Here is a 26533-nt window from a genome sequence, read left to right on the forward strand (position 1 = left end):
AGGTCCTGCATCGAGAAAACCGACTACCCGTTCCCGGAGGAGTTGGTGCTGTCAACACCGTCCCGGTGAACGGTTACACGGCAACTCCCTTGAGCCGATGATCGCCTCGCTGGAAAAATCCCCGCCGACCCGGGTGGCCGGCACTGCCGTCTATATGTCGCGGGTGGTCAATGTGATCCCCCATGCGCTGCTCCATAACCTCAAGCACAACAAGGTGCTGCACGAGCGGATCATCCTGCTCACCCTGCGGGTGGAGGATGTGCCCTACGTCCACAATGTGCGCCGGGTCTGCATCGAGCAGCTCTCCCCCACCTTCTGGCGGGTGGTGGCAAGCTACGGCTGGCGCGAGACTCCGAACGTGGAGGAGATCTTCCACCGCTGCAACGCCGAGGGGCTCAGCTGCCGGATGATGGAGACCTCGTTCTTTATGGCCCACGAGTCGCTCATCATGAAAGACCGCCCCTGGTATCTCTATCTGCGCGGCAAGCTCTTTATGTTGCTGCAACGCAACGCCCTGCGCGCGCCGGATCAGTTCGAGATCCCGCCCAACCGGGTCATCGAGCTGGGATCCCAGGTGGATATCTGATGGCGTGTTGATGGCCTCTTAATGGCATAGAAAACCTCAGCAAGAGAGAGGGAGGCATTGTCCTCCCTCTCTTATTTCCGTTAACCCAGTTACCGGCCCCCTCATCCCCAGCCCTTCTCCCGCGAGGGGAGAAGGGAGTAAACCAGTGCAGCTGATTGTGAAACGGTTTGTAGGAAACCTGATGCGCGTTCACCAGTTGCAAGGCATTGAAATGACGGTGTAAACCGGCGATGTCATTGACCTGGTCGCCCCCATGGCCCGCAACAGTGCAGGGACGAGCATGGCAGGGGTAATGGCGCGCTGACGCAGACAAAACTTGCAGAGTCGAGCAATGCGCTCGAGTACGACGGGAGCCAGGAGTTGCTCCAGATAGTGATTAGCATTAATAATGGTCATAGGCTTCGCGCGTGTTGATTTTGTTTGGCGATAAAATCAGATCACAAACGAAGCCTTTTTTATATCTATTTCAATTGGTTGCCGCTAAAGATCCGGTACATGAAGCCATAATATGGATTCTGGGGCAACAGTTGTTTTGGTTTTACTATCATAGCTCGCTGACTATCACTTTGCCAGACTGCGCAACCAGCTGATCTCCTCGCCCCAGATGGACTCGTCGATGGTCTCGAGGATCAGCGGAATGCGATCGAAACGATCATCATTCATGATGTGGTGGAACACCGCCTCCCCCAGATTGCCCTCCCGCAGGCTGTGGTGGCGATCGACCCGGCTACCGAAGGTGCACTTGGCGCCGTTGATATGCATCCCCTTGAGATAGTGAAAACCCACCGTGCGGTCGAACTCGGCAAAGACGGCGGCGCAGCTCTCGGCGGTGCGCAGATCGTAGCCGGCGGCAAAGGCGTGGCAGGTATCGAAACAGATCCCGACCCGGCTCTTGTCCTCCACCCCCTCGATGATGGTGGCGAGCTGCTCGAACGACCAGCCGAGGTTGGTCCCCTGCCCGGCGGTATTCTCGATCACCGCCGTCACCCCCTCACTGCGCTCCAGCGCCCAGTTGATCGACTCGCTCACCAGCTTGAGGCTGGCCAATTCGGGAATTTGCTTGAGATGGCTGCCGGGGTGGAAGTTCAGATAACAAAGCCCCAGCTGCTCGCAGCGCTTCATCTCGTCGAGAAACGCGTCGCGGGATTTGGCCAGACCATCGGGATCGGGGTGGCCCAGATTGATGAGATAACTGTCGTGGGGCAGGATCTGCTCTGGCAGAAAACCGGCCTTGTCACAGGCGGCCTTGAAGGCGCGGATGGTGGCCTCCGACAAGGGGGCCGCCTGCCACTGACGCTGATTCTTGGTAAAGAGGGCAAACGCGTTGGCCCCGATGGCCTGGGCGCGGGCGATGGTATTCTCCACCCCGCCGGCCGCACTGACATGGGCTCCGATATATTTCATACAATCTCCTCAATACGGCAAGCCGCCATTATGCCGATCCCGCCCAATCCCGCCAAACCGGAATAGTCGATAAGCCTGATCGTTTTCGCGGGCTAAAAAGGATTCGTTCAGGTTCGAGCTGTATGATATTCACTCCATGACCGAGGAGCTTGCGATGAACCTGCCGATGATTGACAACACCAAAGAACCCTTGCTGAAATTTGCCTCCATGCCCCCCCATCGCCAGTGGGCGACGGCGTCAGCGGCAGGGATTGCCCAATTCCTCGAAAATCAGGGCAAAACCGTGCATGCGCCCCGCTTCAAGGCCGAGCCGGACACCCGGCTGGCAGACGAGATCCGGGGGGATGATTTGCTGCCCTATCTCGCCAATGCCGTGACGCACTACTTCAGCACCCCGATGTCCATTGAAGAGCTGTTTCTGCACGCCAAATAAGCGAAAGCCACCCCTTTTACAACCCATCTGGCTGTTGCCCGGCCAGACCCCATACCGATGAGATCACCGAGCACACCTTTGCTCATCTCGATGTACGGTTGCCTCCCTCCTGCGCAGTGGTAGTCAGCGGGATGCCTGGATCAGGCATCCCGCAGCCTCGTCCACCATCCCAAGGCGTTATGTGCGGCCGTGATGGCGCAGCCACACTCCCTTGACTACCCCGGCCAGCAGCAACAAGATCGCCACACCGAGCAGCAACAAACCGATGGGGATCAAGCCGAAGGGTTCATGCAAAGTGCCATCTTCACCGACGGTAGAACCAATCAGTTCAAAAGCCACCAGACAGCACACGCCCATGGCCGCCAGCACGGCACCGGTACGCATCATGATTGTCATGATCCTCAAGCACTCCTTTTCATCTTGAACGAGCCACCCATTCTCCATCCCGATGTGAAGGGAGGGTGAAGTGAACAAGGCTTTTCGATTAAGGACGGGCGACCAGATGCGATCGACAAAAGACGGCGCTCGGTGGCGGGTGAGCAATAGCAGGCAGGCAAGGGCTTGAGCGGCGCCCATAAAAAAACGCAGCGTATCGCCTGGGCGATAACGGCTGCGTCTTTAAGTCTCTCTGCCGTCCCCCTTGCCGTGGCCCGAATGGCCAGCGACAAGGGAGCAAGAATGCGCGGGGAGAGTCGCTTTAGAAGGGCATTTTGAAGCCTGGCGGCAGTTGCATGCCACCGGTCAGTTCGCCCATCTTGGTCTTGTTCTGCTCTTCCACACGACGCACGGCATCGTTGCACGCGGCGGCGACCAGATCTTCCAGCAGCTCCTTGTCATCTTCCATCAGGGAGGGGTCGATCTCGATGCGACGGACGCTGTGGCTACCGGTCATGGTGACCTTGACCATGCCAGCACCGGCTTCACCGGTCACTTCCATCTGAGCCAGCTGCTCCTGCGCCTTCTGCATACGCTCTTGCATCTGTTGGGCCTGTTTCATCAGGTTCCCCATTCCACCTTTACCAAACATATGTCGTCTCTCGTCTTGAAATCCGGCATCCAGCGCCGGGCTGTGGGCTTGTCTGTCCTAGATGGGGACAGCCAAACTACTTTTCAACCGGAAGCGAGCTCCCGGCCACGGAATTTAGCGGTTGAGGGGCTCGATGCTCTCGTGATGAAGCACGGCACCAAACCGCTGAACTAAAAACTGTACGTTGGGATCCTGCTCCAGATCCCGGGTCACCTGCTCGCGCACCCCGAGATAGAGGCGGTGTTCGATCTCGAGGGGGGTCTCCTTGTCAGGCACCACGCCGAGCGTCACCTCGACCTGCACCGGTTGCCCCAGCGCTGGCCCTATGATCTCGGCCAGATCGGCGCGCGCCTTGTCGCTCACCAGATGGCGCTGCTCGGGTTTGAGGGTCAGCAGTACCTTATCCCCCTCCTGCGTCATCACCGAGTTGATGGCCAGCTGGCGTAGCCGCCCACCCACCTGAGTGTGAGCAATCAACTCGGCCCAAGGGTCGCCACAACCATTGAGCAGTGACGAAGGGATAAGACGGGTCGCCTCCCCCTCTTGCGGCTCCTCATCGCTCTCGAGCTCATCCCAGTCGATGGTCTCCATCACTGGCTGGGCGGGCTCGCTCTGCGCCACCGGGGCAGCAGCCACCGCAGTGGTCGCAACGGGGGCGACCGGCTGGGGCACTGGGGCGGGCGTCACCGCAGGCGCCGTGGCGCTGCGCTCGCCGGGTCGATAGCTGGGCTGCCCGTCGAGATCCCAGGGTGGCAGATCGGTTGGCTGGGCCGAAGCCGTGACGGGCGCGTGGCTCATCACCGGTGCCTGCTCGGCAAAGCCCTGATTGAGGTACTCTTCGTATTCCCCGTTGTCACCCTGTGGCTCGTAACCGTCGCCATAGAGATCCACCGGCGGCAGATCATCATAGTGACCCATCGCCGCCATCCCCTGCCCGGCCGGTTGGCTGACTGGGGCTGGCTGTTGGGTGACGACCGGAGCAGCAGCGGGCGCTACAGGGCGAGCAGGGACAACCGGCACCGCGCGCGGCGCGGCCGCCGCCGGCGCATCCTGACCACGCTGGCGGCTGCGCAGCATATTTCGCTTGCCCAGCAGGCTCTGCATGCTCGATACCGCAGAAACGGCTTCAGGGGCAGCGACCGGCTCGACTGTCAGTTCGGCTATCGATTCGAGCGCGGGATCGAAGGGGGCGGTCAGCGAGTCGCCACGGGAATAGTCAGTATCGGCTGCGGCACGCTCGCCATCATCCGCAGGCTGTGCGGCTGAGTGCGCAAGTACATCGTGCTGCACATTTGGCAGAGCTGGTTCGGGTTGATAACCCATGCCCGCCGCTTCGCGCAGCAGCTCATCCTGCTGACTGAACAGCTCGGCGGCTTGCGCCTCCTCCTCGCTGTTGGCAGCGTTAGCAGTGTCATCCACCATCGCAGGCAGGGAGGCATCAACCGCGGGCACGGCGCCGCTGATCGGTGCCAGTGCGGCCGATTCAGCGGCCGGGCGCTTTCCCGGCAAGGAGGCTACCGGCGCGGCACTGCTCGTCATTGACGGGGGCAATGCTGTGAGACTGGCCGGATGCAGGGCATCGCGCCGTGGCGAGAAGGCGAGCATCCGCAGGCAGGTCATCTCCAGCGCGGTGCGGCCATCGGGGGCCCAGGGCAGATCTTTACGACCACCCAGCACGATCTGGTAGCAGAGCTGCACCTCTTCCGGGCTCATCGCCTTGGCCAGTTGCAGCAGGGAATCGGCATCCGCCCCCTGCTCCTGCACGCTGGCAGGCAGCAGCTGCGCCATGGCGATGCGATGGAGCAAGCCTTCCAGCTCGGCGTGGAGCTGATCAAAATCGGGGCCCAGGGTGGCGATCTCGGTGATCTTGGCCATGGTCGCAGGGGCATCTTGCCGCAAAATGGCTTCCAGCAGCTGGTGCAGATGGCGGTGATCGAGCGTGCCCAGCATCGCCAGCACGCTCTCGAGGCGCACGCTGCCGTTGCCGTGGGCCAGCGCCTGATCGGTCAGGCTCAAGGCATCGCGCATACTGCCGTCGGCGGCTTTGGCCAGTGCCAGCAGGGCGCGCGGCTCGAAGGGTTGCCCCTCCTGATCCAGCACCCATTCGAGCTGCTTGGCGATCTGGGTCTGATCCAGACTCTTCAGATGAAACTGCAGACAGCGCGAGAGGATGGTAATGGGCAGCTTCTGCGGATCCGTGGTAGCCAGCAGAAACTTCACATAGGGAGGCGGCTCTTCCAGGGTTTTCAGCAACGCGTTGAAGCTGTGGCGCGACAACATGTGCACTTCATCGATGAGGTAGACCTTGAAGCGGCCGCGGGCCGGACGGTACTGCACGTTGTCGAGCAGCTCGCGGGTATCTTCCACCTTGGTGCGGGACGCCGCGTCAATCTCCAGCAGGTCGACAAAGTTGCCCTGATCGATCTCGCGGCAGGTATCGCAGACACCGCACGGGTGACTGCTGATCCCCTGCTCGCAGTTGAGGCTCTTGGCCAGAATACGGGCGATGGTGGTCTTGCCGACCCCACGGGTACCGCTCAGCAGATAGGCGTGATGCAGCCGTCCCTGATCCAGGGCGTTGGTCAAGGCGGTCAGCACATGTTGCTGGCCTACCACTTGTTCAAACGTATGGGGGCGCCATTTACGCGCCAGAACCTGATAGCTCATAAATCCATCATGCAGGGAAGACAAGGCATTGAGGCCGGATGCTAACACAAATGGCGGGCTGGCTGTATCGGCTATCGGTCAGAGCGGGAGGGATCGCTTGATTTTCAAACCGATGCCCGCAAGGGCATCGGTTGCATGCTGGCCCGATGCAGAGGATCGGGCCGAAGAGGCATTACTCGCCGGCCAGTTCAACCAGTGAGAGCACCTTGATGCCAGCGGCAGTCAGGCGGGCATCGCCACCCAGAGACGGCAGGGAGATGATGAAGGCCGCATCGGCCACCTCACCACCGGCGCGGCGGATCAGCTTGACGGTCGCATCGACGGTACCGCCGGTCGCCAGCAGATCGTCCACTACCAGCACCTTGTCACCGGGCACGATGGCATCGGTGTGCAGTTGCAGGGTGTCGGTGCCGTATTCGAGGGCATAGGACTCCTCGATCACGTCGCGCGGCAGCTTGCCCGGCTTGCGGACCGGCACGAAGCCCAGTCCCATGGCGAAGGCAACCGGTGCACCGAAAATGAAGCCACGGGCTTCGGTACCAACAATCTTGGTGATCCCTTGATCACGATAATGATTGGCCAGCAGATCGATGGTGGCCTTGAAGGCTTCGGCGTTCTCGATCAGGCTGGTGATGTCACGAAACAGAATGCCCGGCTTCGGATAGTCGGGAATGGTCTTGATGCTTGCTTCGATAAATTTCAGGGTTTCCGGATTCATGTGTTGACCGCTTATTTTTTTGACCCAGGGGTGGCCATTTTTTCTCAATTCCCTTCTGCGGGAAATAAAAAAGCCTGTCACGCAAAAATGACAGGCCGACTCCATAGCATTATTGCTGCAATAGCTTAGGGACTTCACTTCGCCATTGCAACTGGCTCCAGCACCGGCAGCCGCATTAACCAGGTGAGCAGGATCACCATTATGACAACCAGCAGCCCCTTGACCCACAGCAGTGGCACCACCGCCAGCGACTCCGAGAAAGTGAGCAAAATGAAGATAATGGCACGCCGTCTGGCCTGACGACGAATACCGCGATACTGCTGCCAATCGACGATGGGCGGGCCGAACCAGGGATGGGTCAGCAGCCAGCGATGAAAACGGGGCGACGAGCGGGCAAACAGGGCGGCAGCCAGCAACATGAAGGGGGTAGTTGGCAGCAGCGGCAGCACAATGCCCACGATACCGGTGGCAAATGCCAGCCACCCGAGCGCCATCAGACACCAACGCTTCATTCCTTCTCCTTGCGTGATTTATCTCCCTCTAGCCTAACAGAGTTTGAGCGGGTGCTGACAGCGGGGCGCAACCCCACTACAATCTGCGCTCTTTTTTCTCCCCACTCTCGTCGGAAAGCAGTTATGCGCGTTATTTTGGCCCCCATGCAGGGGGTACTGGATCACCTGATGCGGGAGGTTCTCACCTCCGTCAATGATTACGATCTCTGCGTGAGCGAGTTTATCCGGATCGTCGATCAGCTGCTGCCCGCCAAGGTGTTTTACCGCCTCTGCCCTGAACTGCTGCAAGATGGAAAAACCCGCGCAGGCACTCCGGTGCGGGTGCAGTTGCTGGGGCAACACCCCGAGTGGCTGGCCGAGAACGCGGTGCGCGCCATCGAGCTGGGCTCCCCCGGCGTCGATCTCAACTTCGGCTGCCCCGCCCCCACGGTCAACAAGAGCAAGGGTGGCGCGGTGCTGCTCAAAGAGCCCGAGACCATCTACCGCATCGTCAAGGCGGTACGCGAGGCAGTGCCCGCCCATCTGCCGGTGAGCGCCAAAATTCGCCTCGGTTACGATGACAAGGAGCTCTATCTGGAGAACGCCCAGGCGGTCTTCCAGGGGGGCGCCAACGAGCTGGCCGTCCATGCCCGCACCAAGCGCGAAGGCTACAAAGCCCCCGCCCACTGGGAGTATGTGGACGCCATTCGCCGCGCCCTGCCCATCCCGGTCACCGCCAACGGCGAGATTTGGGATCATCAGGATGCCCTCACCTGCGCCAGCGTCTCCGGCTGCGATGCCCTGATGGTCGGGCGCGGCGCCATCTCCCTGCCCAATCTGGCTAACGTGATGAAAACCGGCTGCCCGCACATGAGCTGGGCCGAGGTGCTGCAGTTGATGGTGAGCTACACCGAGCAGGATCTGGCCAGCGAAAAAGCCGACTACTACCCCAGCCGCATCAAGCAGTGGTTCAGCTACCTCAAGCGGGAATATCCCGAAGCGGATCTGCTGTTTCAGGAGATCAGGGTACTCAAAGAGACCGACCCCATCCGCGATGCCCTGTTGCAAGCGGCCAAAAGCCACGGCTAACCACGTTTAACTTGACGCATATCATCTTGATAGAGTTATCGGGTCCCTATACTGCCCCGAATCTGTCGTCTGTCCTGTGGGGGATAATGTGTGTGAAATGACGCAAGCACAGTTGACTGTCTGGCGTAATCGCCTGCTGTCCGACTGGGCCCAAGTACGAGAAACGCTGATCGGTCAACTGAAAGCCTGCCGCCGTGACGAGTGGGCCGAGCAGGTCGGTCACTGCGATCAGGATCAACTGGTTGAACTGACCAGCCGCCTGGATCTGCCGAAGGTAGAGCAGAGCGTGGCCCGCCTCAAGCGGATCGACGCGGCACTCTGCCAGATGGATCTGGGCATCTACGGCCTCTGCTCAGATTGTGAAGAGCCGCTGGCCATCGAACAGCTGGAACAGGATCCGACCCTGCAACGCTGCCCGCGCTGCGAAACCCGCTATCGCAAGGGATTCCACGCCCACGAACTGTGAGGGATGCACATCTGTGCATCCGCTCAACCCTCAGCACTGGTTACTCCGTCATTCCTGTCCAATACTCAACCGTATCAGCCTGCCCGAGGGGATGCGTTGTGTACCGACTCTTGTTGTTATGGTGTTTGTGTTGCCAGGCGCTGGCACAGGAGTCATTGGTCGTCGGCTGGGTCAACTGGCAGCCCTTCAGCTTTCGCAACGAACAGCAGCAGCTTCGCGGACTGGATGTGGAACTGCTCGACGCCATCTTCCAGCGCGCCGGTTATCAGGCACGATTCAGTGAAATGCCCTGGGCTCGCGTGCTGCACGAGCTGCAATTTGGCACGATACAGGTTGGCATGTCTGCCAATATGACCGCCGAGCGGCAACAATACGCCCGCTTCAGCCACCCCTATCGGGAAGAGGAGACGGTCATCGTCGTCCGCCGCCAGGATGCCGAACGCTGGCGCGGGATCACCACCCTCGACCAACTTGCCAATACCCCTGACTTTCATCTCGGACTGCTCAAAGGTTTTGATTACGGCGACTCCTTCCGCCAATTGATGACCCAACCCGACATGCAGCCCCGCTTGCAGATGCGCTTGCGGCTGGAGCAGCTACTGAAAATGTTGCAGGGGGGGCGGATCCAGGGATTTATTCTCGATCCCCACGGGCTACAGGAGTGGCGCAATCAGGGGAAGCTACCGGATGATCTGCATATTCTGCTGCGTATCGAACTGACACCGGTTCACCTGATACTGAGCAAAGAGAGCACCACAGAGACGCACCTGCAACGGCTCAATCAGGCTATCGATCAGTTGAAACAGAGCCCCGACTATCGGCAGATCCTCGATCGCTACCAGTTCACCCCCCAACATCTATCAGCCCCTCAACATCCATAAGAGAGGGGAGCCTCGGCTCCCCTCTCTGTTTCTGTCTGCCACACGCTTGCCGCTTCTCGCGACAGACCCTTATTCCATCAGACACCACGGCACTCAGTGCCCCAATACAATCCCGGCAAGATGGGAAAAGTGGTGAATTTCGTGGGTTGCCCCACTGTCGCCCGCTTGCCGCTCGGGGTTGTACCAGCAGGTCGCCAGCCCCTGCGCCGCCGCACCGGCGATATCGGTTTTCGGGTTGTCACCCACCATCAGCACTCTGGCCGGATCCGGCTGTCCCATCAGGGAGAGAGTGTGCTGGAAAATGGCGGGATCAGGCTTGGTCACCCGGATCTCGTCGGAGATCACCAGCGGCTCGAACCACTCGCTCCAGCCCAGTTTGCCGAGCCGCCCGCGCTGGGGCACGCTGAAGCCATTGGTGATGATCCCCATCCGCACCTTGCTGCGCAGTTGCTGCAGGGTATCAAGCACGCCCTCAAGGGGCATGCTCAGGGCGACAATCTGCGCCAGAAAGGTGTTGTTCATCGCCATGGGATCGGCGTCAACCTGCTGGGCAAAGAGGGCAAAGCGGGTCTGCTGCAGCGCAGTTGCATCGATCTCGCCGTCGTTGTACTGCTGCCAGAGCCCGTGGTTAATGGTGTGATACTGCGCCATGGCGGCGTCATCGGCCTCAACACCATAGATCGTTAGCGTTCGGGCCAGCGCCTCGGCGACCGGGAAATCGAGCAGGGTTTCATCCAAATCGAACAGCACCCAGTCATAGCTTGGTTGTTTCACAGAACTCCTTGTTATCAGTCAGATGGATCAGTGGTATGTCGGCCGATGCGACCCAGCGGGCTGGCCAGCAGATCCAGAGTGAGGCGCACGCCAAAACCGGTCACTTCGCTGGAGACCACCCCATTGCCCCCCTTGTTGCGAAAACCGCTCAAATCAAAATGCAGCCAGGGGGTCTGCTCGGGCACGAAGTGAGCGAGAAAACGGGCCGCATCGATATGATCCGGCGAACTGCCCGGCGCGCATTGCAGCAGATCAGCCCATTCACTCTCGATGTTGTCGTCATAATCGTCATCGAGCGGGAAGGGCCAGATCCGCTCGCCGCTGCGCTGACCCAGATTGACCAGCGAGACCAGCCACTCACTGCGGTTGGTAAAAACGCCGCTGTAGCGGCTACCCAGCGCCCGCTTGCAGGCACCGGTCAGGGTCGCATAGTCGATCAACAGATCCGGGGTATCCTGCACGGCCATCGCCAGGGTGTCGGCCAATACCATGCGCCCTTCTGCATCGGTATCGACCACCTCGATGGAGGTGCCATTGATGGCGGTCACCACCTCGCCAGGGCGATAGGCGTGAGGACCGATATGGTTCTCGGCAATGGCCAGCCAGCAGTGTACCTCGTAGGGTAGCTGGGCTCGACTGATGGCGTAGAGGGCCCCCAGCGCCACCGCGCTGCCCCCCATGTCCAGATGCATGCCATACATGCTGCCGGAGACCTTGAGGTTATAGCCACCGGAGTCGTGGCAGATCCCCTTGCCCACCAGCGCAATGCGGCGCACCGGCTTGGGCGGGTAGTAGCTGAGCTTGACCATGGCCCCCTGATTGTCTTCCGAGCCACGGGCGACCGCCAGAAACGCCCCCGCCCCCAGCTCGGCCAACTGCGCCTGATCATAATGCTGACACAGCCACCCCTCATCTTGCGCCAGTTGGCTGACGAACTCGCGATAGCTGGCGGCAGTGAGCTCGGAGGCGGGCAACACCGCCAGATGACGAGCCAATCCATTGCCCCCCGCCTCGCTGTAAAGGCGCGCCAGATCAAGCACCACCGCGGGAGAGACAATGATCTGCTGGTAGGTCCAACCGCTCTCGTTGCGACTCTTGCTGGTCGGCAGCGGCACATTGGCGGCCAACAGGGCAGAGAGTAGCAACTCGGCCAGCATCACTCGTTCAGCAGGGGAAAATCCCTCCAGATGCAGACCGAACCGCTCCAGTTTTAGCCCCGACAGCGGTGCTATCCAGTTTCTTACCTGCTTATAGAGACGGTGATCCCGCGTCACACTGCTGGCCACAAACACCACCTGCAACAGGGTATTGCCATGCATCAGGGTAAAGGGGGACTTTTGTCCGAGGGCAAGCAGGGTTTTGACATCGGCAAACTGGGGCTGTGCCAATAACGCCTCTTTCTGCTCTTCGGCGATCACCAGCAACTGCAGCGGCAATCCCATGGCAAGGGCCTCGGCCAGGGTGGCATCCTGACTCTCGATAGCGGGGGGAAGATAGGTGAAGGGTGTGATCACAGGAGAGCGCCTCATCCATGAAGAGATACCTGATGATACCTAACAAATGGTTGATGCGACCAGTTTTGGTCTTGAAAAAGCGTCAGAAATAGCAGCAATCACCAGCAGGCGACGGGCATCAAGGATGATTGTTCAATGAAAGAAAGAGTAGCAATACAAGAAGGGAACGATCAGAAGTTGGTTGCGGGGGCCGGATTTGAACCGACGACCTTCGGGTTATGAGCCCGACGAGCTACCGAGCTGCTCCACCCCGCGTCCGAATTGTCACCCTCAAGCCGAGCAGTAGCTTGGTGGCGTTTGTCTGCGTTCGATTGTTTACACAATCCCATGCCGACGAAAAAGTTGGTTGCGGGGGCCAGATTTGAACTGACGACCTTCGGGTTATGAGCCCGACGAGCTACCGAGCTGCTCCACCCCGCGTCCGAATTTTTCTCGAAGTGGCCGAGCAGTAGCCAGTTCGATTTTTCCTTTTCTGCCAACCTATTACAGCGGTTTGACAGGTCAGGTTCTCAGATGGTTGCGGGGGCCAGATTTGAACTGACGACCTTCGGGTTATGAGCCCGACGAGCTACCGGGCTGCTCCACCCCGCGTCTGAGGTCGCCAATAATAGGCGCCAGCGCACAGATTGCAAGTAAATATCTCAAAAAAAGTTTATTCGTAGATTAATCGGACAAAGAGTGCGGTCATTAGCAGCATCATGCTGTTTTTTCAGGCAATCGAGTCCTTGCAGGGCATCCGGCACTACACTCAATAAGCTGAACTCTCCTCATTTTGGGTAGGTAAAATATGCGCATCTCCGCCGGTCATTGCCGTCAGTTGGGGGCCACACCCGACAGCCACGGCGTCAACTTCGCGATCTGGGCCCGCCTGGCCAGCCGGGTGGAACTGCTGCTCTTCGCCAGCGCCGAGGACAGCACGCCAGAGGTGATCCCGCTCTCGCCCCGCTTCAACCGCACCGCCTACTACTGGCATATCCATATTGAAGGGCTACCTGTCGGTCAACGCTACGCCTATCGCATTCAGGGCCCGTGGCGCCCTTACTGCGGCACCCGCTTCGATGCCGACAAGGTGCTGCTCGACCCGTATGGCCGCAGCATCGAGCTGGGCGCCAACTACGACCGCTGGGCGGCGGCCCGGCCCGGCAGCAATCTGGCCTGCTGCGCCAAGAATCGGGTGGTCGATACCCGTCACTACAACTGGGAAGGAGACAAGCTGCCCGCCCACTCTCTCTCCCGCTCGGTGATCTATGAGCTGCATCTGGGGGGGTTTACCAAATCCCCCAGCTCCGGGGTTGATCCGGCGCTGCGCGGCACCTATCTCGGGCTTATCGAAAAGATCCCCTATCTGCAATCCCTCGGCGTCACCGCCGTCGAGCTGCTGCCGGTGTTCCAGTTCGATCCCCAGGATGCGCCAAAGGGGCTCTCCAACTACTGGGGTTACAGCCCCATGTCCTTTTTTGCCCCGCACGCACAATACGCCTGCGGCGATGACCCTCTCACCGAGTTTCGCGATATGGTCAAGGCGCTGCACCGCGCCAATATCGAGGTGATCCTGGATGTGGTCTACAACCACACCGCCGAGGGGGGTGATGATGGTCCCGTCTTCTCGTTTCGCGGCATCGATAACGAGGCCTACTACATCCTCGACAACAACCAGAAAGACACCAACTATTCGGGCTGCGGCAACACCTTCAACGGCGCCCATCCGGTGGTACTGCGGATGATCATGGACAGCCTCCACTTCTGGCGTCAGGAGATGCACGTCGATGGCTTCCGGTTCGATCTGGCCGCCATCCTGTCGCGGGACGAATCGGGCCAGCCGCAGGCCAATGCGCCCACCCTGCGCACCATAGATACCGATCCGAACATTGCCGACATCAAGCTGATTGCCGAAGCCTGGGATGCGGGGGGACTCTACCAGGTGGGGTCGCTCGCCGGCGCCCGCTGGCGTGAGTGGAACGGCCAGTTCCGGGATGATGTGCGCCGCTTCCTGCGCGGCGATGACAACAGCGTCACTACCTTTGTCGAGCGGCTGTGCGGCAGCCCCGACATCTACCACTATCACCACGCCGATCCCGAGAAGAGCATCAACTTCGTCACCTGCCACGATGGCTTTACCCTGTGGGACTGGGCCAGTTACAACGGCAAGCACAACGAGGCCAACGGGGAGGAGAACCGCGACGGCTGTGATCACAACTTCAGCTGGAATCACGGCCATGAAGGGATCACCGAAGATCCCCAGATCAACGCCCTACGGATGCGGCAGGCCAAGAACATGATGGTGGCGACCCTGCTCTCGGTGGGATCCCCCATGCTGCTGATGGGAGACGAGCTGCTGCGCACCCAGCGGGGCAACAACAACGGTTACTGTCAGGATAACGCCACCTGCTGGATGAACTGGCTACCCAGCACCCGCGGTCAGGAGATGTTCCGCTTCATGAAGGAGCTGATCCAGTACCGCAAACACCTGTTCCAGCGCCCGGAGCAGGAGAGCATGCCGCTGTCGCTCACCGAGATCCTGCGCCACAGCGAGATCTGCTGGCACGGGGTCAACGCCGGACAACCGGACTTCAGCCCCCACTCCCACGCCATCGCGATGTCGGCGCTGTCGAGCGAAACCAAGCTGGCACTCTATGTGCTGTTCAACGCCTACTGGGAGCCCCTCACCTTCAATCTGCCGAGCCCGCCCAAGGGGGTTGGCGGCTACTGGCGGCGGATCCTCGATACGGCCCTCCCCTCGCCGCAAGATATCTGCACCTTCGGCATGCCGCTAGAAGGGCTGACCCGGGAGTATCTCGCCCAACCGCGCAGCAGCTGCCTCTTTATCTGTGGGGCCGACGACTTCTATTGATAGATAACTGCGGCTTGATTGCTGCTAATGGATTGCTGCTAATGGATGGCTGCGATACCGGCAAGCCAGATAGGCAAAAGCCCCGAGCAAAGGCTCGGGGCTTTCTCTTTTCAGCGCAGGTATCAGACCAGCTGATGCAACACGCTGGTGGCGGCAATCTGGGCGATCAGCAGGCCACACAGGGAGGTGGAGACCACCACTGGCGCGGTATCACGCTGCAAGTAGAGCGGACTGAACCAGAGCAGCAGGGAGGCCACCAGCAGGGCAGCCTGGGTCACCACAGCCGGGATCAGCGCATCGAGATTGGCCTCGCCCCCTTGCCAGCCCACCAGCACCGCCAGCCAGACAAGGCTGGCCATCGCCCCCACCAGACCGGCCAGCGGCAACAGGGTGTTGAATGCCTTGAGGCGATGACGGGCCCGTAGCAGCATCAGGTGGGCAAAGGCCGCCCCCAGCATCGCCATCTGCAGCAGACCGCTCACCCAGCCTTGCAGTTGCAGCAGCCCGAAGCCATAGACAGCGAGCGGCAACGCCGGTAGCCAGAGCAGCGTTGAGGGGACTGAACGCTTACCCTCCAGCCGTGACTGGGCCAGCGACAAGCCGACCCCGAGCACCAGTGCTACACCACCACTCCAGATCAGCCAGCTGGCCGCCTTGGCCTCGACCGCCAGCATCAAGGAGAGCGCGGTAATGACCCAGATGGAGAAGATCTGCTGACTAATGCGCGAGCGCTGGCCGGGGCAGATATCACCGCGCCACAGCACGATACCGAGGGCGATCAGGGCGCCAAGCGCCATCAATCCGGTGAGGGGAAAGAGCCAAAAAGGGAGTTGGACGAACACGACGCCTCCAGCAGTAAAGATTCGAGGTGCGCCACCGGGGCGCCAGAGAGGGGGCGAGTATACCCAAACCGGCTGCTATCCCCAATCACGACAAACAATCGTAGGCAAACAATCCGGGGCACTGGCCGCCAGCACAATGCACCTTGAAGGGCGCCCTGCTGGCAGCCATACCCATAGTGCCGGGATGCGGCGCAGGCTTCAGCCCTGACCGCGGGCCAGCGCCACCACCCGGGCAAACATCTGGCGGATCACCGGCGGAATATGCTCGGCACCGAGCCGCTCCGCCTCTTCCACCACCGCCAGCGCCATCCCCGGCTTGCTGCGGTGATGGATCGCCTTGTTGATGATGTGACTGGCACTCCACATGGCGCGCCCGCCCACCCCGGCCTCGCGGCGAAACACAGCTTCAAAGCCGTTGTGATAGAGGTAGTGCTCGATGTCGGCGGCAGGAAGCTGGGTCAGTCGGTCCCGCTCCCGCTCGCCCTTGAGCTGGCCACGGGCCGAGGCGGCATACTTGAGCCCCGCCTCGTCGCCATCGGTCAGCAGGTGCCACTCGATGCCAAAGTCCCGCGCTACCTTGATCAGCGGCGACTGGCCGCACTGGGCAAACTCGATGATCCGCACCCCTTCGGCCCGCAGACTGTAACCGCAGATCTGGGCCAGCTCGGAGAGCAGCCAGATCTCGGTCTCCCCCTCCACCAGCAGCCAGCAGCGGGCAAACAGCGACATGGGGCGGTTGATCCGCACATGGAAGGCGATCTTGCGCAGATCGTCGCTGCTGTAGCGCTCGCCCCCCAGCTGGTGACAGAGGATATCCTGCTGACGGCGCACCAGCCGCCGCACCTGATTGAGCGGCAGGGAAGAGAGCAAGTCTCCCGAGTTGGTGGTGAGCAGCTTCTGGCCCGGCAGTTGTTCCAGCAGCCCCCACGCCAGCGCCAGCATGGTCGGATGCAGCCGGCTCTCCGGATCCTCCAGGATCATGATGGGACGGGCCCCCTCCTCCAGCTCCCGGTTGCCACGCGCTTGCAGCAGGGTGGCCGCCATCCCCGCCATCGCCAGTTGCAACGCGCGGTTGTCGGCGCGGCGTAGCAGGGTATGCAGGTTGCCCGGATTGCGCAACGTCATGGGGCGATTGATGATGTCGCGCTGACTGCGCGGCTTGTTCTTGATGGGGGCCAATGCGTTGAAGTAGTGATCCATCAGCTGGCGCACCGCCTGCAGCGCCTCTTTGAGCTCCGGCTCGCCGATGCGCTGGGGTTCGTCGATCAGCTTGTCCGCCAGCTCGCTCAGGCGATGTTCGGAGAGATCTCCCCACTGCAGGGTCTCCACCCCGTTGCGGGCACTGCGGGCATCCCGCAGCCGGAACACCGGGTTCATGGTGATCAGCATGGAGACCAGCTCATGTGCATTGGCGATGGGCAGGCTCTTGCCCACCCCGTCGAGAAAATCGTGCATGGTGAGCACAGAACCATCCGCCTGCAGCTCGGCGCTGGCGCGATAGTGAATACGGTGGAATTTGTCTTTATGCAGCACCCAGGAGGGGCTGAGACGAGCCAGGCGACGGGAGTGCTGGCACATCTGGGGTCTGTGCTCACTGAAGGTGAGCACCAGTTGCAGGTGGCGCGCCGGCGCCAGTTCGGGATCTTCCGGTTGGTGAAAATCCTCGGCGGTGAACTGATAGGGCTCGGCATTTTGCCCCAGCAGGCACCAGAGGGCGCGCAGCAGGCTCGATTTACCCCAGGTGTTCTCGCCGATCAGCACTGTGGTGTGATCCAGCCCGAGCGACAGGCGATTTATGCCGCGAAAACCTTTGACTTCAATACGTTCCAGAAACATCCGGCCATGTCCACATCATTGTGATGGGGCAATAGTGGCAAAATTACCGGAAAAATCCTATCGCAGGCGGGGGGATTTCAACGTGAACTGTGAGGCACTGCAGGTTCGGGAGGGGTAACAACAGCGGTGCGATCTTGCGGAGCATTCCAGTGGCTAAACCAGAGGTGACGAGTACGAGTTTGACGTTTGCGATAATTCAATGGGCATTCCTTTCAATGGATAAGTGGTAGAGAGTACACCTCTTTTGCCCAAAGTCTCAGGGTTATCTGTGACAGGAAGATGACAATTGCGCCCGCCACTGCCCCGGCGTCAAACCAAACGCCTCGCGAAAACGGTTGCCAAAATGGGCCTGGGAAGAGAAGCCGCACTGACTGGCGATGCTGGCCAGCGGCTCCGGGCCAGCCAGCAGTTGTTTGGCCCGTTTGAGCCGCAGCCCCAGCAAATAACGGTGAGGCGGGCAACCGAGACTCTGGCCGAACATGCGGGCGAAGTGGTACTCGCTCAGCCCTGCTTGCTGGGCCAGCTCTGCCAGTGTCACCGAATCGGCCAGATGGGCCTGCAGATACTCCTGCACCCGCTTGATCACCACGGGCGCCAGCCCGCCGCGTAGAGGCGGCAAACCGGGAGCTTCCTCGGTGTGGTGACGATAGGCGTGGAGGATCAACATCCAGGCGCCGTGGGAAAGCGCCAGCCGATCGACCCCGTGCTGCCACTCCAGCTGCATCAGCTGACGCTGTACCAACCCGGCCGCCTGCGGATCGTCGATAAAGGTCTTGTCCACCAGTTGCAGGTGGCGCCCCTCCTTGTCACACACCTCCTCGGCGATACGGGTGAGGTGAGCCGGGGTGAAGTAGAGATGAAAGAAGCGAAACTCTTCACGCACCAGCCACTCGGATCTGTGGTGATCCGGCATGATGCACACCTTGCCGGTGCCGCCGTGGCCACCCGGTCCATCAAGCCGCTCGGTCTGCTCGCCCCCTTGCAGATAGACGCTCAGGGTGTGGTGACCCGGCTTGTGATAGCGGGTCTGGTCATAGCAGTTGCGCCAGCTGGCCACCCCGAGCCCGGGTTCGAGCCAGCAGGCGTCCTCCAGCCGGGCGCCGGTGCTGACCAGTGCATCAAATACCCCTGCTGTTTTCATTCGCCCCTGCCACCTGTTCCGGTTATTTGCGCGGCTCTCCCGCCTGCCATCCATCTTACCGACCGTGCCCGCAGATGACAGCGCAGGACGATGAAAAACCGCAAGATGGTGCAATCCAGCCATCAGGACTCGCCCCATAGTGGGTCATATCCTCCCTGACTCACCGGAACTGTACCGGAACTATGATGAACCTGATGCTCTATCTTGCTACCGTGCTTATCTGGGGCAGTACCTGGATTGCCATCGCCTGGCAACTTGGCCCCATCCCCATCGAGGTGTCGGTGCTCTACCGCTTCCTGCTGGCGGCGGTGGCACTGTTTGCCCTGCTCACCGCCAGCGGCCGCTTCCCACGCCTCCCCTGGCACGGCCAGCGTTACGCCGCACTGCTCGGTGCCCTGCTCTTTTCCACCAACTTTCTCTGCTTCTACCACGCCACCCGTTACATCCCGAGTGGCATGTCGGCGGTGATCTTCGCCAGTGCCAGCATCTTCAACGGCCTCAACCTCTGGCTGTTCGAGCGCAAGCGCCCCACCCTGCGCTGGCTGCAAGGCTCCCTGTTGGGGCTCCTGGGCACCCTGCTGCTGTTCTGGCCGGTGCTGGCGGATGCGCAACTGGGTGCAAACGGCTGGAAGGGGCTGCTGCTCGCCTGCGGCGGCACCCTCTGCTTTTCGCTGGGCAATCTGGTCTCGGCCCGGGGCCAGCGCCACGGCTATCACGTACTGCAACTGGTGCCCTGGGGCATGGTTTACGGCGTGGTGCTGTTGCTGGGCTGGGTCACATTGCTCGGCCAGCAACTGGTAGTGCCGACCGACAGCCACTATCTGGCGGCCATGGTCTATCTCGCGCTGTTTGGCTCAGTGATCGCCTTTACTGCCTACCTGACCCTGGTGGGGCGCATCGGCGCCAGCAAGGCCTCCTACGCCACCGTGCTCTTTCCGTTGGTGGCGCTCACTCTCTCCACCTTCTACGAAGGCTTTGTCTGGCAGCCGGTCTCGGTGGTCGGGGTGGTGGTGAGCCTCATTGGCAATCTGGTGATCTTCGCGCCGCCCTTAAGCGAATGGCACATTCGCCCGGTCAAGGCAGCGAACGACCCTTGCTCCTGAGGCCGTCAGCCCCTAAGGTAGCGCCATTCGATATGCATGATGGCGACACGAGAGGGCGAGATGTTACTGGAAGGGCTGGAGACGCTGAGCCTGCTGGCGAGCGAAGGGACCATGGCCAAGGTGGCCAGTCGCCTCTATATCAGCCAGTCGGCGGTGAGCAAGCGGATTGCCCAGCTGGAGCTGCGCCTTGGCAAGAAGCTGATCGAGCCGGAGGGGCGCCAGATCCGGCTCACCCCGCAGGCCCATGAGCTGCTTGAGCGAGTGGCCCCGAGTCTGGCCGAAATGAAGGGGGTGCTGGCAGATAGCCAGGATCTGGCGGATCACAGCCCCCTCCCCATCGCCTGCTCCGAAACCCTGCTGGCGGGCTACCTCGCCCACTTTATGCGCGACTATCTGGGCCGCGATCCCCATCTTGCCCTCTCCACCCACCACACTCCGGTCATTCTGGCGCGGGTGCGCAGCGGTGATGCCCTGCTCGGCATCTGCGCCGGTCGGCTCCCTCCCGGCCACGGCCTCGGCGCCGATTTGCTAATGGAAGAGCCCTTCTATCTGGTTGGCGAGGCGCAGCAGAGCCTGCCGCCAGCCAGCTCAGGGAGCAGGCGCAAGATCCTCGCCATGGATCTGGAGAACCCCTCCAACCGCTACCTGCGCGAACCGCTGGCAGAGATGGGGCTGGAGCCCGCCATGGAGCTCGACTCCTATCTGGCGCTCATCGAACTCGCCAAGGCAGGCATTGGCCCTGTGCTGCTGCCCGCTGGCCTGCTGGGGCTGATAGGAGAACAGGGGGAGATGGCCCGCCCACTGCCCGGACTGGGCCGCCCCCTTCATCTGGTCTACCGGCAGAGCAGTCTCAAGCGCAAGCGGATTGCCCAGCTGGTCAGCGCCCTGCAGCAACACTTTCGCCACTGCAGCGACACGCCGCGCTAACTGTGTAAACCCGCCAGATGTTTACGGGGCCCAAGGGCCCCGTAAACATCCAATTTGTTGCCCACTCCCCGCGGTTCAGATCCAGGCAAACAGCTCGGGATACTGGCTCCAGACCAGCTTGGCAGACATCAGCAACGAGACGGTCACCAGCAGCGGCTTGATCAGCTTCACCCCTTGTTTGAGCACCATTTTGGAGCCAAAACGGGCGCCGATAAACTGCCCCAGCGCCATGCAAAAACCGACACTCCACACCACCTTGCCACCAAGGGCAAAGAACAGCAGGGAGGCTATGTTGGAGGTGAAGTTGAGCAACTTGGTGTGAGCGGTGGCACGCGCCATGCCAAAACCTGCCAGCGCCACGAAACCGATGGCAAAAAACGATCCTGTGCCCGGCCCGAAGAAGCCGTCATAGAAGCCGACACCGCCCCCCACCAGCAGCGCAAACAGCATGGGGGTGAGACGGCGGGAGCTCTCGGCATCGCTCACCCGCGGCGAGAAGTAGAAGTAGCAGGCAAAAGCCATCAGCAGGAAAGGGAGCAGGCGCTCGAGAATGGCAGCATCGATGGTCTGCACCGCCAGCGTGCCGATGGCCGCACCGATAAAGGTGCAGATCACCGCAGGCCAGATCATGGCCCACTCCAACAGCCCCTTGCGGGCATAGAACCAGGTGGCGGAGAAGGAGCCGAAACTGCTCTGCAGCTTGTTGGTGCCGAGCACCAGCGCGGGCGGCATACCGGTGGCGAGCAGCGCTGGCACCGTCAGCAGGCCGCCGCCACCGGCGATGGCATCGATAAAGCCGGCGACGAGCGCCACACCAAACAGGGCAAACAGGGTAACCAGTTCCAATTCCATCCATAGACCTCACGAGAGTGGGTTGCCCGAAGGGGCCGGACAACCGGAGATAACCAAAACGACGTTGTGCAGGGGCTGCACAGACTGTCAGCTATCCTAGCGGGCCACTGACCATGAATCTAACGAAACAGTGGCAGCCAATTGATTCCTGATTTTCATTGATGTGCGCTGCCACGCCCCTGCCCCAACCCTCAGAGGGCCCGTTAAAGCGCGGGGGACGGGACTTCCGCTTCCTTGATGGCCGCCAGCGCCTCACACAGATGATCCTCATCGGCACTGGGGAAACGGCTGACCCGACCGGCCATGTAGCGGCTGCTGAACAGATTGAACCAGTGTTGCAGCGCCTGCCCCGCCTTGAGCTCCCCCGCAACTTCCAGCACACAGGCCGCCACTTCGGCGGTGCAGAGGTGCTCATCGCAGTTGGCCACTCGCATCCCGTAGGTGGAGAGCGCATCGGGCTTGATGGCGAGCACCGGAAATCCGTCGAGATAGGGGCTCTTGTTGAACATCTTGCGCGCCTCCGGCCAGGTGCCGTCGAGCAGGATAAAGAGCGGCTTCTTGCCCGGTGCCAACGTCACCTCACCGGTCAGGCGGGCAGGCTCCTTCTCGCAGGCGGGAAAGACCACATAGGGCTGCCAGGCAGGATCGGCCAGCAAGGCCAGCAACTCGGGATGGGGCTGGGTACGTGACCAGAGAAACGCCCAGGTGGTATCCGGCAACACATCGGCGATGAGGCGACCGGTGTTGGAGGGCTTCATCGGCTCGCTGTCATACATCAGCAGGCAGAAACCGGCCTCGGCTTTGAGCTCGGGGCGCCACTCGCAGGCACACCAGTCCTCGCGCAGCTGACAGGCCGGACAGCGGGCCAGGGTGCCGCCACGGGCAAGAAACGGTCGGGTAGAGATACTCTTGCGCCAGGCCCGCAGGCGGTTGACGGCGTGATCAGGAACAGGCTTCATTTAGGTTCACAACTGGAGTCAAAACAGGAACGGCGGCAGTGCCAACATGTCACGGGCCACAGGCCCCGATAACAGGGGCGCTGCCGGAAAAGCGCAAGATTGTACCCAGTTACGCGCTGGCGGAACAGCAATCCCTGCCCCTTTCGCCAGACACAGTGCCAAACTCTCTTGCCTTACGACTCCTGACAGCTGCGCAGCAGCTCCAGCAACAGGCTGCCATCGCGCAGCGCCTTGTGCACCTGCACCGAGGTGGGCTTGGTGGGATCTTCGTAGAAGTGGGTGGATTCAATCTGCAGCCGAACCAGATATTCGGCGGGCAACTGGCTGGCCAGCGACTGGTGCAGCATGGGGAACAGCAGCCGATCGGCGCGGGTGATCTCGCCCCCCAGCAGCAGCTTGCCCGGATTGAGCAGGCAGATGAGGTTGGATAGCACCTTGGAGAGGCGGCCCGCCGCCTGATGGAGAATATCCTGACAGAGGCTGTTGCCCGCCAGCGCCAGCTCGCACAGCTCGCGGATGGTGACGCTCTCGGGCAAGTCGTGCTCCTGCATCCGCTCGCGCAGATCCCGGTATTGCGCCTCCAGCGCCTGATTGGTCACCAGGGTGCAGGCACAGCCAAAGCCGCCGCAGTAGCAGCGCTGGCCATAGGGCTCGAGCTGCAGGTGGCTGAGATCCCCGAGCAGCGCATTCTCGCTCTCGATGAGCTGGCCGTTGACCACCATGCCGACCCCGATGTCGTTGTGGACAAACACCAGCACCGCATCGGCGCAATTCTTGGCAGCCCCCCACTCCCGCTCGGCCTGGATCCAGGTACGCACGTCACCGCTCACCAGCACCGGCACGGCAAACGCCTGTTGCAGCGTGGGCCCCAGCGGCCAGTTGCGCAGATCGTAGAAGGGGAAGTGCTTGACCATGCCGGAGTGACGCTCCACCTGACCCGGCAGACAGAGGGCGATACAGGCCAGACTGAGGGACTTTTTCGGCAGAAACACCTTGATGGCGTGTACCAGACTGCCCAACAGATCGGCCCGCTCTTCTTCGGTAAAGAGGTGGCGCTGGCGAGCCAGTGAGCGACCGGAAAAGTCGAACAGCGCCATATCCACGTAGCCACGACCAAGACGCATGGAGAGAAACTGGAAGCGGCGCTCGTTGATGCGCAGCAGGGTCTGGCGACGGCCGCGCCCCACCGAACTTTCGCCACAGGTCACCACCAGACCGCCATCGAGCAGTTCACGGGTGATCTTGGTGATGCTGGCAGGGGAGAGGCCGGTCAGGCGGGAGAGATCGGTACGTGACAGCTCCTTGTGCTCCTCCAGACTGGCGTACACCAGGCCGTAGTTGAGCTGCCGGATCAAGTCGATACTGCCTTTCACGATCTCATTCATAGGATATGGATTAAGGGCTGACACAGGGGCCGCCAATTTTCACACATTATTGTGCAATCCCCAAATAAAGTGCGGCCTGAACCGGAGTTCAGACCACATCTTGTGGTTGTCATCACGGGCCCTGACAGGATCAATAACGGAACTGGGAGACCAGTTTGCGCAATTTGTCGCCGGTATTGGCCAGATCGCGAGTGGTGCTGTTGGATTCCACCGCCGCATCGGTCAGCTCGCTGACGATCTGCTGAATGGCTACCAGGTTCTTGTTGATCTCCTCCGACACCGCATGCTGCTCCTCGGCGGCGGTGGCGATCTGGATGTTCATGTCGTTGATGGTACTGACCGCCATCACCATGCTGTCGAGGGAGCTGGCGATGTGTCCCGCTTCCTGCACCGTCTCCTGGCTGCGATCCTCGCTCGCCTGCATCACATCCACCGCCTGCTTCACCCCGCCCTGCAGCCGTTGCAGCATCTCGTTGATCTCCTTGGTGCTCTGCTGGGTACGACCGGCCAGCGAGCGCACTTCGTCCGCCACCACCGCAAAGCCACGCCCCTGTTCACCAGCCCGGGCCGCCTCGATGGCGGCATTGAGCGCCAACAGGTTGGTCTGCTCGGCAATGCCACGAATGACCTCCACCACGGAGCCAATCTTGGCGGTTTCTTGCGCCAGCTGCTCGATAACACCGGAGGCGGTATGCACCTCCCCCACCAGCCGGTTGATACTGTTGATGGCCCCACTCACCACACCGCGCGCCGCGTCAGACTCACGGGCCGCATCGCTGGTTGCTGTCGCGGCATTGGAGGCGCTGGCCGCCACCTCCTGCGCGGTGGAGCTCATCTCGGTCACCGCAGTCACCACCTGATCGGTCTCGCGGCTATGGCCCTGCATCTGATGATCGTAGTGTTCGCTCAGATTGTGCAGCTTCTCAACTGCGCTAAAGAGGTGATTGCTGGTCTCGCCCACCTGGCTCACCACCGACTGGATCCGCTCGACGAAGCGATTGAAGGCGCTGGCCAGTTGACCAATCTCGTCCTGACTCTGCACCTTGAGGCGCTGGGTCAGATCCCCCTCCCCGTCGGCAATGTCATTGAGCGCCGACACCGCATCCGCCAGCGGTTTGGTCACCCGGTTACCCACGATCACCGTCACGACCAGGGTGATACCGAGGATCAGCAGGATCACCAGCACGCTGCTCTGCAGCGACGCATACATGTTGCTCTCGCGCTCTGCGCGCAGGGCGGCCAAATCGTTGTCGATATCATCGATATAGAAACCGGTACCGATGACCCACTGATACTTGTCCAGCACCATGTTGAAGGCCAGCTTGGGGGCATCGCGACCGATGGAGGGTTTGGCCGTCCAGTACTCGGAGAAGCCATCCCCCTGACGGGCCACCTTGAGAATGTCCTGGATCAGCAACTTGCCCTTGGCATCCTTGTCGTTCCAGCGGTTTTTCCCCTCCAGCTCGGCACGGGTCGGCAGCAGTACTGTGTTGCCCTCAAAGTCATAGACAAAGAAGTAGCCGTCACTGCTGTAACGCAGTGGCCTGAGCAACTCTTTGACCTTCTGACGATTTTCCGGTGAATCCGGCAGGGCATATACGGCATCGACGGCGGTTTTGGCCATCATGATGTAACTGCTGAGCAGCGCCTTGCGCTCCTTGATGGCATCTTCCCTCGCCACCACCAGCTCAGACTCCAGAGCGCTCTTGGAGACCATGTAGTTACTGAGGTTGACCACCAGGGCCATCAGCAGTACGGGTACTGCACCCAGTAACAGGATTTTCTGTTTTAGCGTCATCTTTCACATCCTTGCAGCTGTTTTTATTGGAATTCCTAGCCTACTCATCAGTATAGGTGCTGGCAGGGCGAACCCCCCTTTCGTTACAATTCACTTAAACAAATCGGCCAGAATGTGAAAATCATGAATCTTTGTCCTTGCAGTTCAACCCTTTCTCTCGAATTGTGCTGTGGCTCACTTCACAGTGGCGCTGTGGCTGACACCCCGGAGCAGCTGATGCGCTCGCGCTACAGCGCCTTCGTGCTCGGGCTGGGGGAGTATCTGGTCCATAGCTGGCATCCGGCCCACCTCGGCGGCCTCACCGCCGAAGAGCTTTCACGCATCGACACCCGCTGGGACGGTCTCGAGCTCATCACCAGCCAGGGCGGCCCGCAAGATGAAACCGGGATAGTGGAGTTCAAAGCCTGGTTTCTGGAGGGGGATAAGCGCCACTGCCTGCATGAGCGCTCCCGCTTCGTGCGTTATCAGGGGCGCTGGGTCTACACCGAAGGGGAGATCGATCCCCTGCCGCTCAAAACCGGCCGCAACGATCCCTGCCCCTGTGGCAGCGGCAAAAAGCACAAGAAGTGCTGTGGCTGACGCGTAACACACCCACCAGACTCGTCAAACAGCGGCAAGGGGCATCCGATGCCCCTTTTTTGTACCTGTCATTCGCCACCGGCCGACAAATCGATGCGATGGCAAGCGTGACAAATGTCACATAATGCTCATTAACGCGCGAGCGAATGAGCGTTTGCGAGCGCAAATTTGGCCCATATCAAACATTTTCACTCAGAAGTGCGCCACACT

At 60.9% G+C, this 26533-nt stretch carries 23 protein-coding genes, 3 tRNA genes and 2 pseudogenes; 9 read left to right on the forward strand and 19 right to left on the reverse strand.

The genetic code is table 11. The features are described from left to right. Positions 1–76: 76 nt before the first annotated feature. Positions 77–586, forward strand: a pseudogene (locus OKC40_RS03580) (KUP/HAK/KT family potassium transporter); the annotation flags it as partial. Positions 587–734: 148 nt separating this feature from the next. On the opposite strand, the pseudogene OKC40_RS03585 reads toward OKC40_RS03580, so the two are convergent. Then, a pseudogene (locus OKC40_RS03585) lies at positions 735–982 on the reverse strand (IS4 family transposase); the annotation flags it as partial. A 165-nt stretch (positions 983–1147) separates the two neighbouring features. Next, positions 1148–1990 carry a deoxyribonuclease IV gene (nfo, locus tag OKC40_RS03590; RefSeq protein ID WP_270693622.1) on the reverse strand — a complete coding sequence of 281 codons (843 nt, stop codon included), beginning with the start codon at positions 1988–1990 and terminating at the stop codon, positions 1148–1150. 136 nt (positions 1991–2126) lie between these two features. On the opposite strand from nfo, the gene OKC40_RS03595 reads away from it, so the two are divergent. Next, on the forward strand, positions 2127–2423 hold the full coding sequence (locus OKC40_RS03595; RefSeq protein ID WP_042657493.1) for a hypothetical protein: 297 nt from the start codon (positions 2127–2129) through the stop codon (positions 2421–2423). 177 nt (positions 2424–2600) lie between these two features. On the opposite strand, the gene OKC40_RS03600 is transcribed toward OKC40_RS03595, so the two are convergent. The 5 genes from OKC40_RS03600 to OKC40_RS03620 all read right to left on the reverse strand — a co-directional run bounded on the left by OKC40_RS03600 (position 2601) and on the right by OKC40_RS03620 (position 7347). Further along, positions 2601–2819 carry a DUF3955 domain-containing protein gene (locus OKC40_RS03600; RefSeq protein ID WP_270693621.1) on the reverse strand — a complete coding sequence of 73 codons (219 nt, stop codon included), beginning with the start codon at positions 2817–2819 and terminating at the stop codon, positions 2601–2603. A gap of 301 nt (positions 2820–3120) precedes the next feature. Next, positions 3121–3450, reverse strand: coding sequence for a YbaB/EbfC family nucleoid-associated protein (locus OKC40_RS03605; RefSeq protein WP_033113565.1), 330 nt, complete (start codon positions 3448–3450; stop codon positions 3121–3123). Positions 3451–3564: 114 nt separating this feature from the next. Continuing rightward, complete coding sequence (dnaX, locus tag OKC40_RS03610; protein ID WP_182937580.1) at positions 3565–6117, reverse strand: DNA polymerase III subunit gamma/tau; 2553 nt, start codon at positions 6115–6117, stop codon at positions 3565–3567. Between the two features lie 172 nt (positions 6118–6289). Beyond that, positions 6290–6835 (reverse strand): adenine phosphoribosyltransferase, encoded by a 546-nt coding sequence (gene apt / locus OKC40_RS03615; RefSeq protein ID WP_042058966.1) that lies wholly within the window; start codon positions 6833–6835, stop codon positions 6290–6292. A gap of 134 nt (positions 6836–6969) precedes the next feature. Next, positions 6970–7347, reverse strand: a complete 378-nt coding sequence (locus OKC40_RS03620; RefSeq protein ID WP_270794120.1) for a YbaN family protein — start codon at positions 7345–7347, stop codon at positions 6970–6972. A 123-nt stretch (positions 7348–7470) separates the two neighbouring features. Here OKC40_RS03620 and dusC point away from each other — a divergent pair, with 123 nt between their 5' ends. The 3 genes from dusC (at position 7471) to OKC40_RS03635 (ending at position 9762) form a co-directional block, all read left to right on the forward strand. Beyond that, the gene (gene dusC / locus OKC40_RS03625) at positions 7471–8415 is read left to right on the forward strand and encodes a tRNA dihydrouridine(16) synthase DusC (protein WP_270693620.1); all 945 of its coding nucleotides are present in this window, start codon (positions 7471–7473) and stop codon (positions 8413–8415) included. A 97-nt stretch (positions 8416–8512) separates the two neighbouring features. Further along, entirely contained in the window at positions 8513–8881 is a 369-nt protein-coding gene (locus OKC40_RS03630; protein WP_042657497.1) for a TraR/DksA family transcriptional regulator, read from the forward strand. 125 nt (positions 8882–9006) lie between these two features. Continuing rightward, entirely contained in the window at positions 9007–9762 is a 756-nt protein-coding gene (locus OKC40_RS03635; protein WP_270693629.1) for a substrate-binding periplasmic protein, read from the forward strand. Positions 9763–9855: 93 nt separating this feature from the next. On the opposite strand, the gene yjjG is transcribed toward OKC40_RS03635, so the two are convergent. The 5 genes from yjjG to OKC40_RS03660 all read right to left on the reverse strand — a co-directional run bounded on the left by yjjG (position 9856) and on the right by OKC40_RS03660 (position 12641). Continuing rightward, positions 9856–10536 (reverse strand): pyrimidine 5'-nucleotidase, encoded by a 681-nt coding sequence (yjjG, locus tag OKC40_RS03640; RefSeq protein ID WP_139409873.1) that lies wholly within the window; start codon positions 10534–10536, stop codon positions 9856–9858. Positions 10537–10550: 14 nt separating this feature from the next. Further along, positions 10551–12050, reverse strand: coding sequence for a M17 family metallopeptidase (locus tag OKC40_RS03645; RefSeq protein ID WP_234605291.1), 1500 nt, complete (start codon positions 12048–12050; stop codon positions 10551–10553). Positions 12051–12228: 178 nt separating this feature from the next. Continuing rightward, positions 12229–12305 (reverse strand) — tRNA-Met (locus OKC40_RS03650). Between the two features lie 88 nt (positions 12306–12393). Beyond that, positions 12394–12470: transfer RNA gene (locus tag OKC40_RS03655), tRNA-Met, on the reverse strand. Positions 12471–12564: 94 nt separating this feature from the next. Then, positions 12565–12641, reverse strand: a tRNA-Met gene (locus OKC40_RS03660). A 196-nt stretch (positions 12642–12837) separates the two neighbouring features. Here OKC40_RS03660 and glgX point away from each other — a divergent pair. Further along, a complete protein-coding gene (gene glgX / locus OKC40_RS03665; RefSeq protein ID WP_234605293.1) occupies positions 12838–14901 on the forward strand; it encodes a glycogen debranching protein GlgX in 2064 nt (687 codons plus the stop codon). Positions 14902–15023: 122 nt separating this feature from the next. Here glgX and OKC40_RS03670 read toward each other — a convergent pair whose 3' ends face one another. The 3 genes from OKC40_RS03670 to OKC40_RS03680 all read right to left on the reverse strand — a co-directional run bounded on the left by OKC40_RS03670 (position 15024) and on the right by OKC40_RS03680 (position 18720). After that, positions 15024–15743, reverse strand: a complete 720-nt coding sequence (locus OKC40_RS03670; protein ID WP_234605295.1) for a hypothetical protein — start codon at positions 15741–15743, stop codon at positions 15024–15026. 198 nt (positions 15744–15941) lie between these two features. Further along, positions 15942–17579 carry an ATP-dependent endonuclease gene (locus OKC40_RS03675; protein WP_042657190.1) on the reverse strand — a complete coding sequence of 546 codons (1638 nt, stop codon included), beginning with the start codon at positions 17577–17579 and terminating at the stop codon, positions 15942–15944. Positions 17580–17841: 262 nt separating this feature from the next. After that, positions 17842–18720: a helix-turn-helix domain-containing protein gene (locus OKC40_RS03680; protein ID WP_075112134.1), complete on the reverse strand. Its 879-nt coding sequence runs from the start codon at positions 18718–18720 to the stop codon at positions 17842–17844. 185 nt (positions 18721–18905) lie between these two features. On the opposite strand from OKC40_RS03680, the gene OKC40_RS03685 reads away from it, so the two are divergent. Continuing rightward, positions 18906–19823: a DMT family transporter gene (locus tag OKC40_RS03685; protein ID WP_234605309.1), complete on the forward strand. Its 918-nt coding sequence runs from the start codon at positions 18906–18908 to the stop codon at positions 19821–19823. 60 nt (positions 19824–19883) lie between these two features. After that, positions 19884–20750: a LysR family transcriptional regulator gene (locus OKC40_RS03690; RefSeq protein WP_234605297.1), complete on the forward strand. Its 867-nt coding sequence runs from the start codon at positions 19884–19886 to the stop codon at positions 20748–20750. Positions 20751–20825: 75 nt separating this feature from the next. On the opposite strand, the gene OKC40_RS03695 is transcribed toward OKC40_RS03690, so the two are convergent. From OKC40_RS03695 to OKC40_RS03710, 4 genes are all read right to left on the reverse strand, one after another. After that, positions 20826–21602 (reverse strand): TSUP family transporter, encoded by a 777-nt coding sequence (locus OKC40_RS03695; RefSeq protein ID WP_021231324.1) that lies wholly within the window; start codon positions 21600–21602, stop codon positions 20826–20828. Between the two features lie 203 nt (positions 21603–21805). Further along, positions 21806–22561 (reverse strand): tRNA-uridine aminocarboxypropyltransferase, encoded by a 756-nt coding sequence (locus OKC40_RS03700; RefSeq protein ID WP_182937586.1) that lies wholly within the window; start codon positions 22559–22561, stop codon positions 21806–21808. Between the two features lie 173 nt (positions 22562–22734). Continuing rightward, on the reverse strand, positions 22735–23946 hold the full coding sequence (locus OKC40_RS03705) for an ROK family transcriptional regulator (protein WP_042060762.1): 1212 nt from the start codon (positions 23944–23946) through the stop codon (positions 22735–22737). A gap of 130 nt (positions 23947–24076) precedes the next feature. After that, a complete protein-coding gene (locus tag OKC40_RS03710; protein WP_075112129.1) occupies positions 24077–25744 on the reverse strand; it encodes a methyl-accepting chemotaxis protein in 1668 nt (555 codons plus the stop codon). A gap of 123 nt (positions 25745–25867) precedes the next feature. Between OKC40_RS03710 and OKC40_RS03715 the strand changes: the two genes are divergently transcribed. Continuing rightward, entirely contained in the window at positions 25868–26323 is a 456-nt protein-coding gene (locus OKC40_RS03715; RefSeq protein ID WP_182970936.1) for a YchJ family protein, read from the forward strand. Positions 26324–26533 lie beyond the last annotated feature (210 nt).

Source organism: Aeromonas sp. QDB11 (assembly GCF_027705265.1).
Lineage (GTDB): Bacteria > Pseudomonadota > Gammaproteobacteria > Enterobacterales > Aeromonadaceae > Aeromonas > Aeromonas allosaccharophila.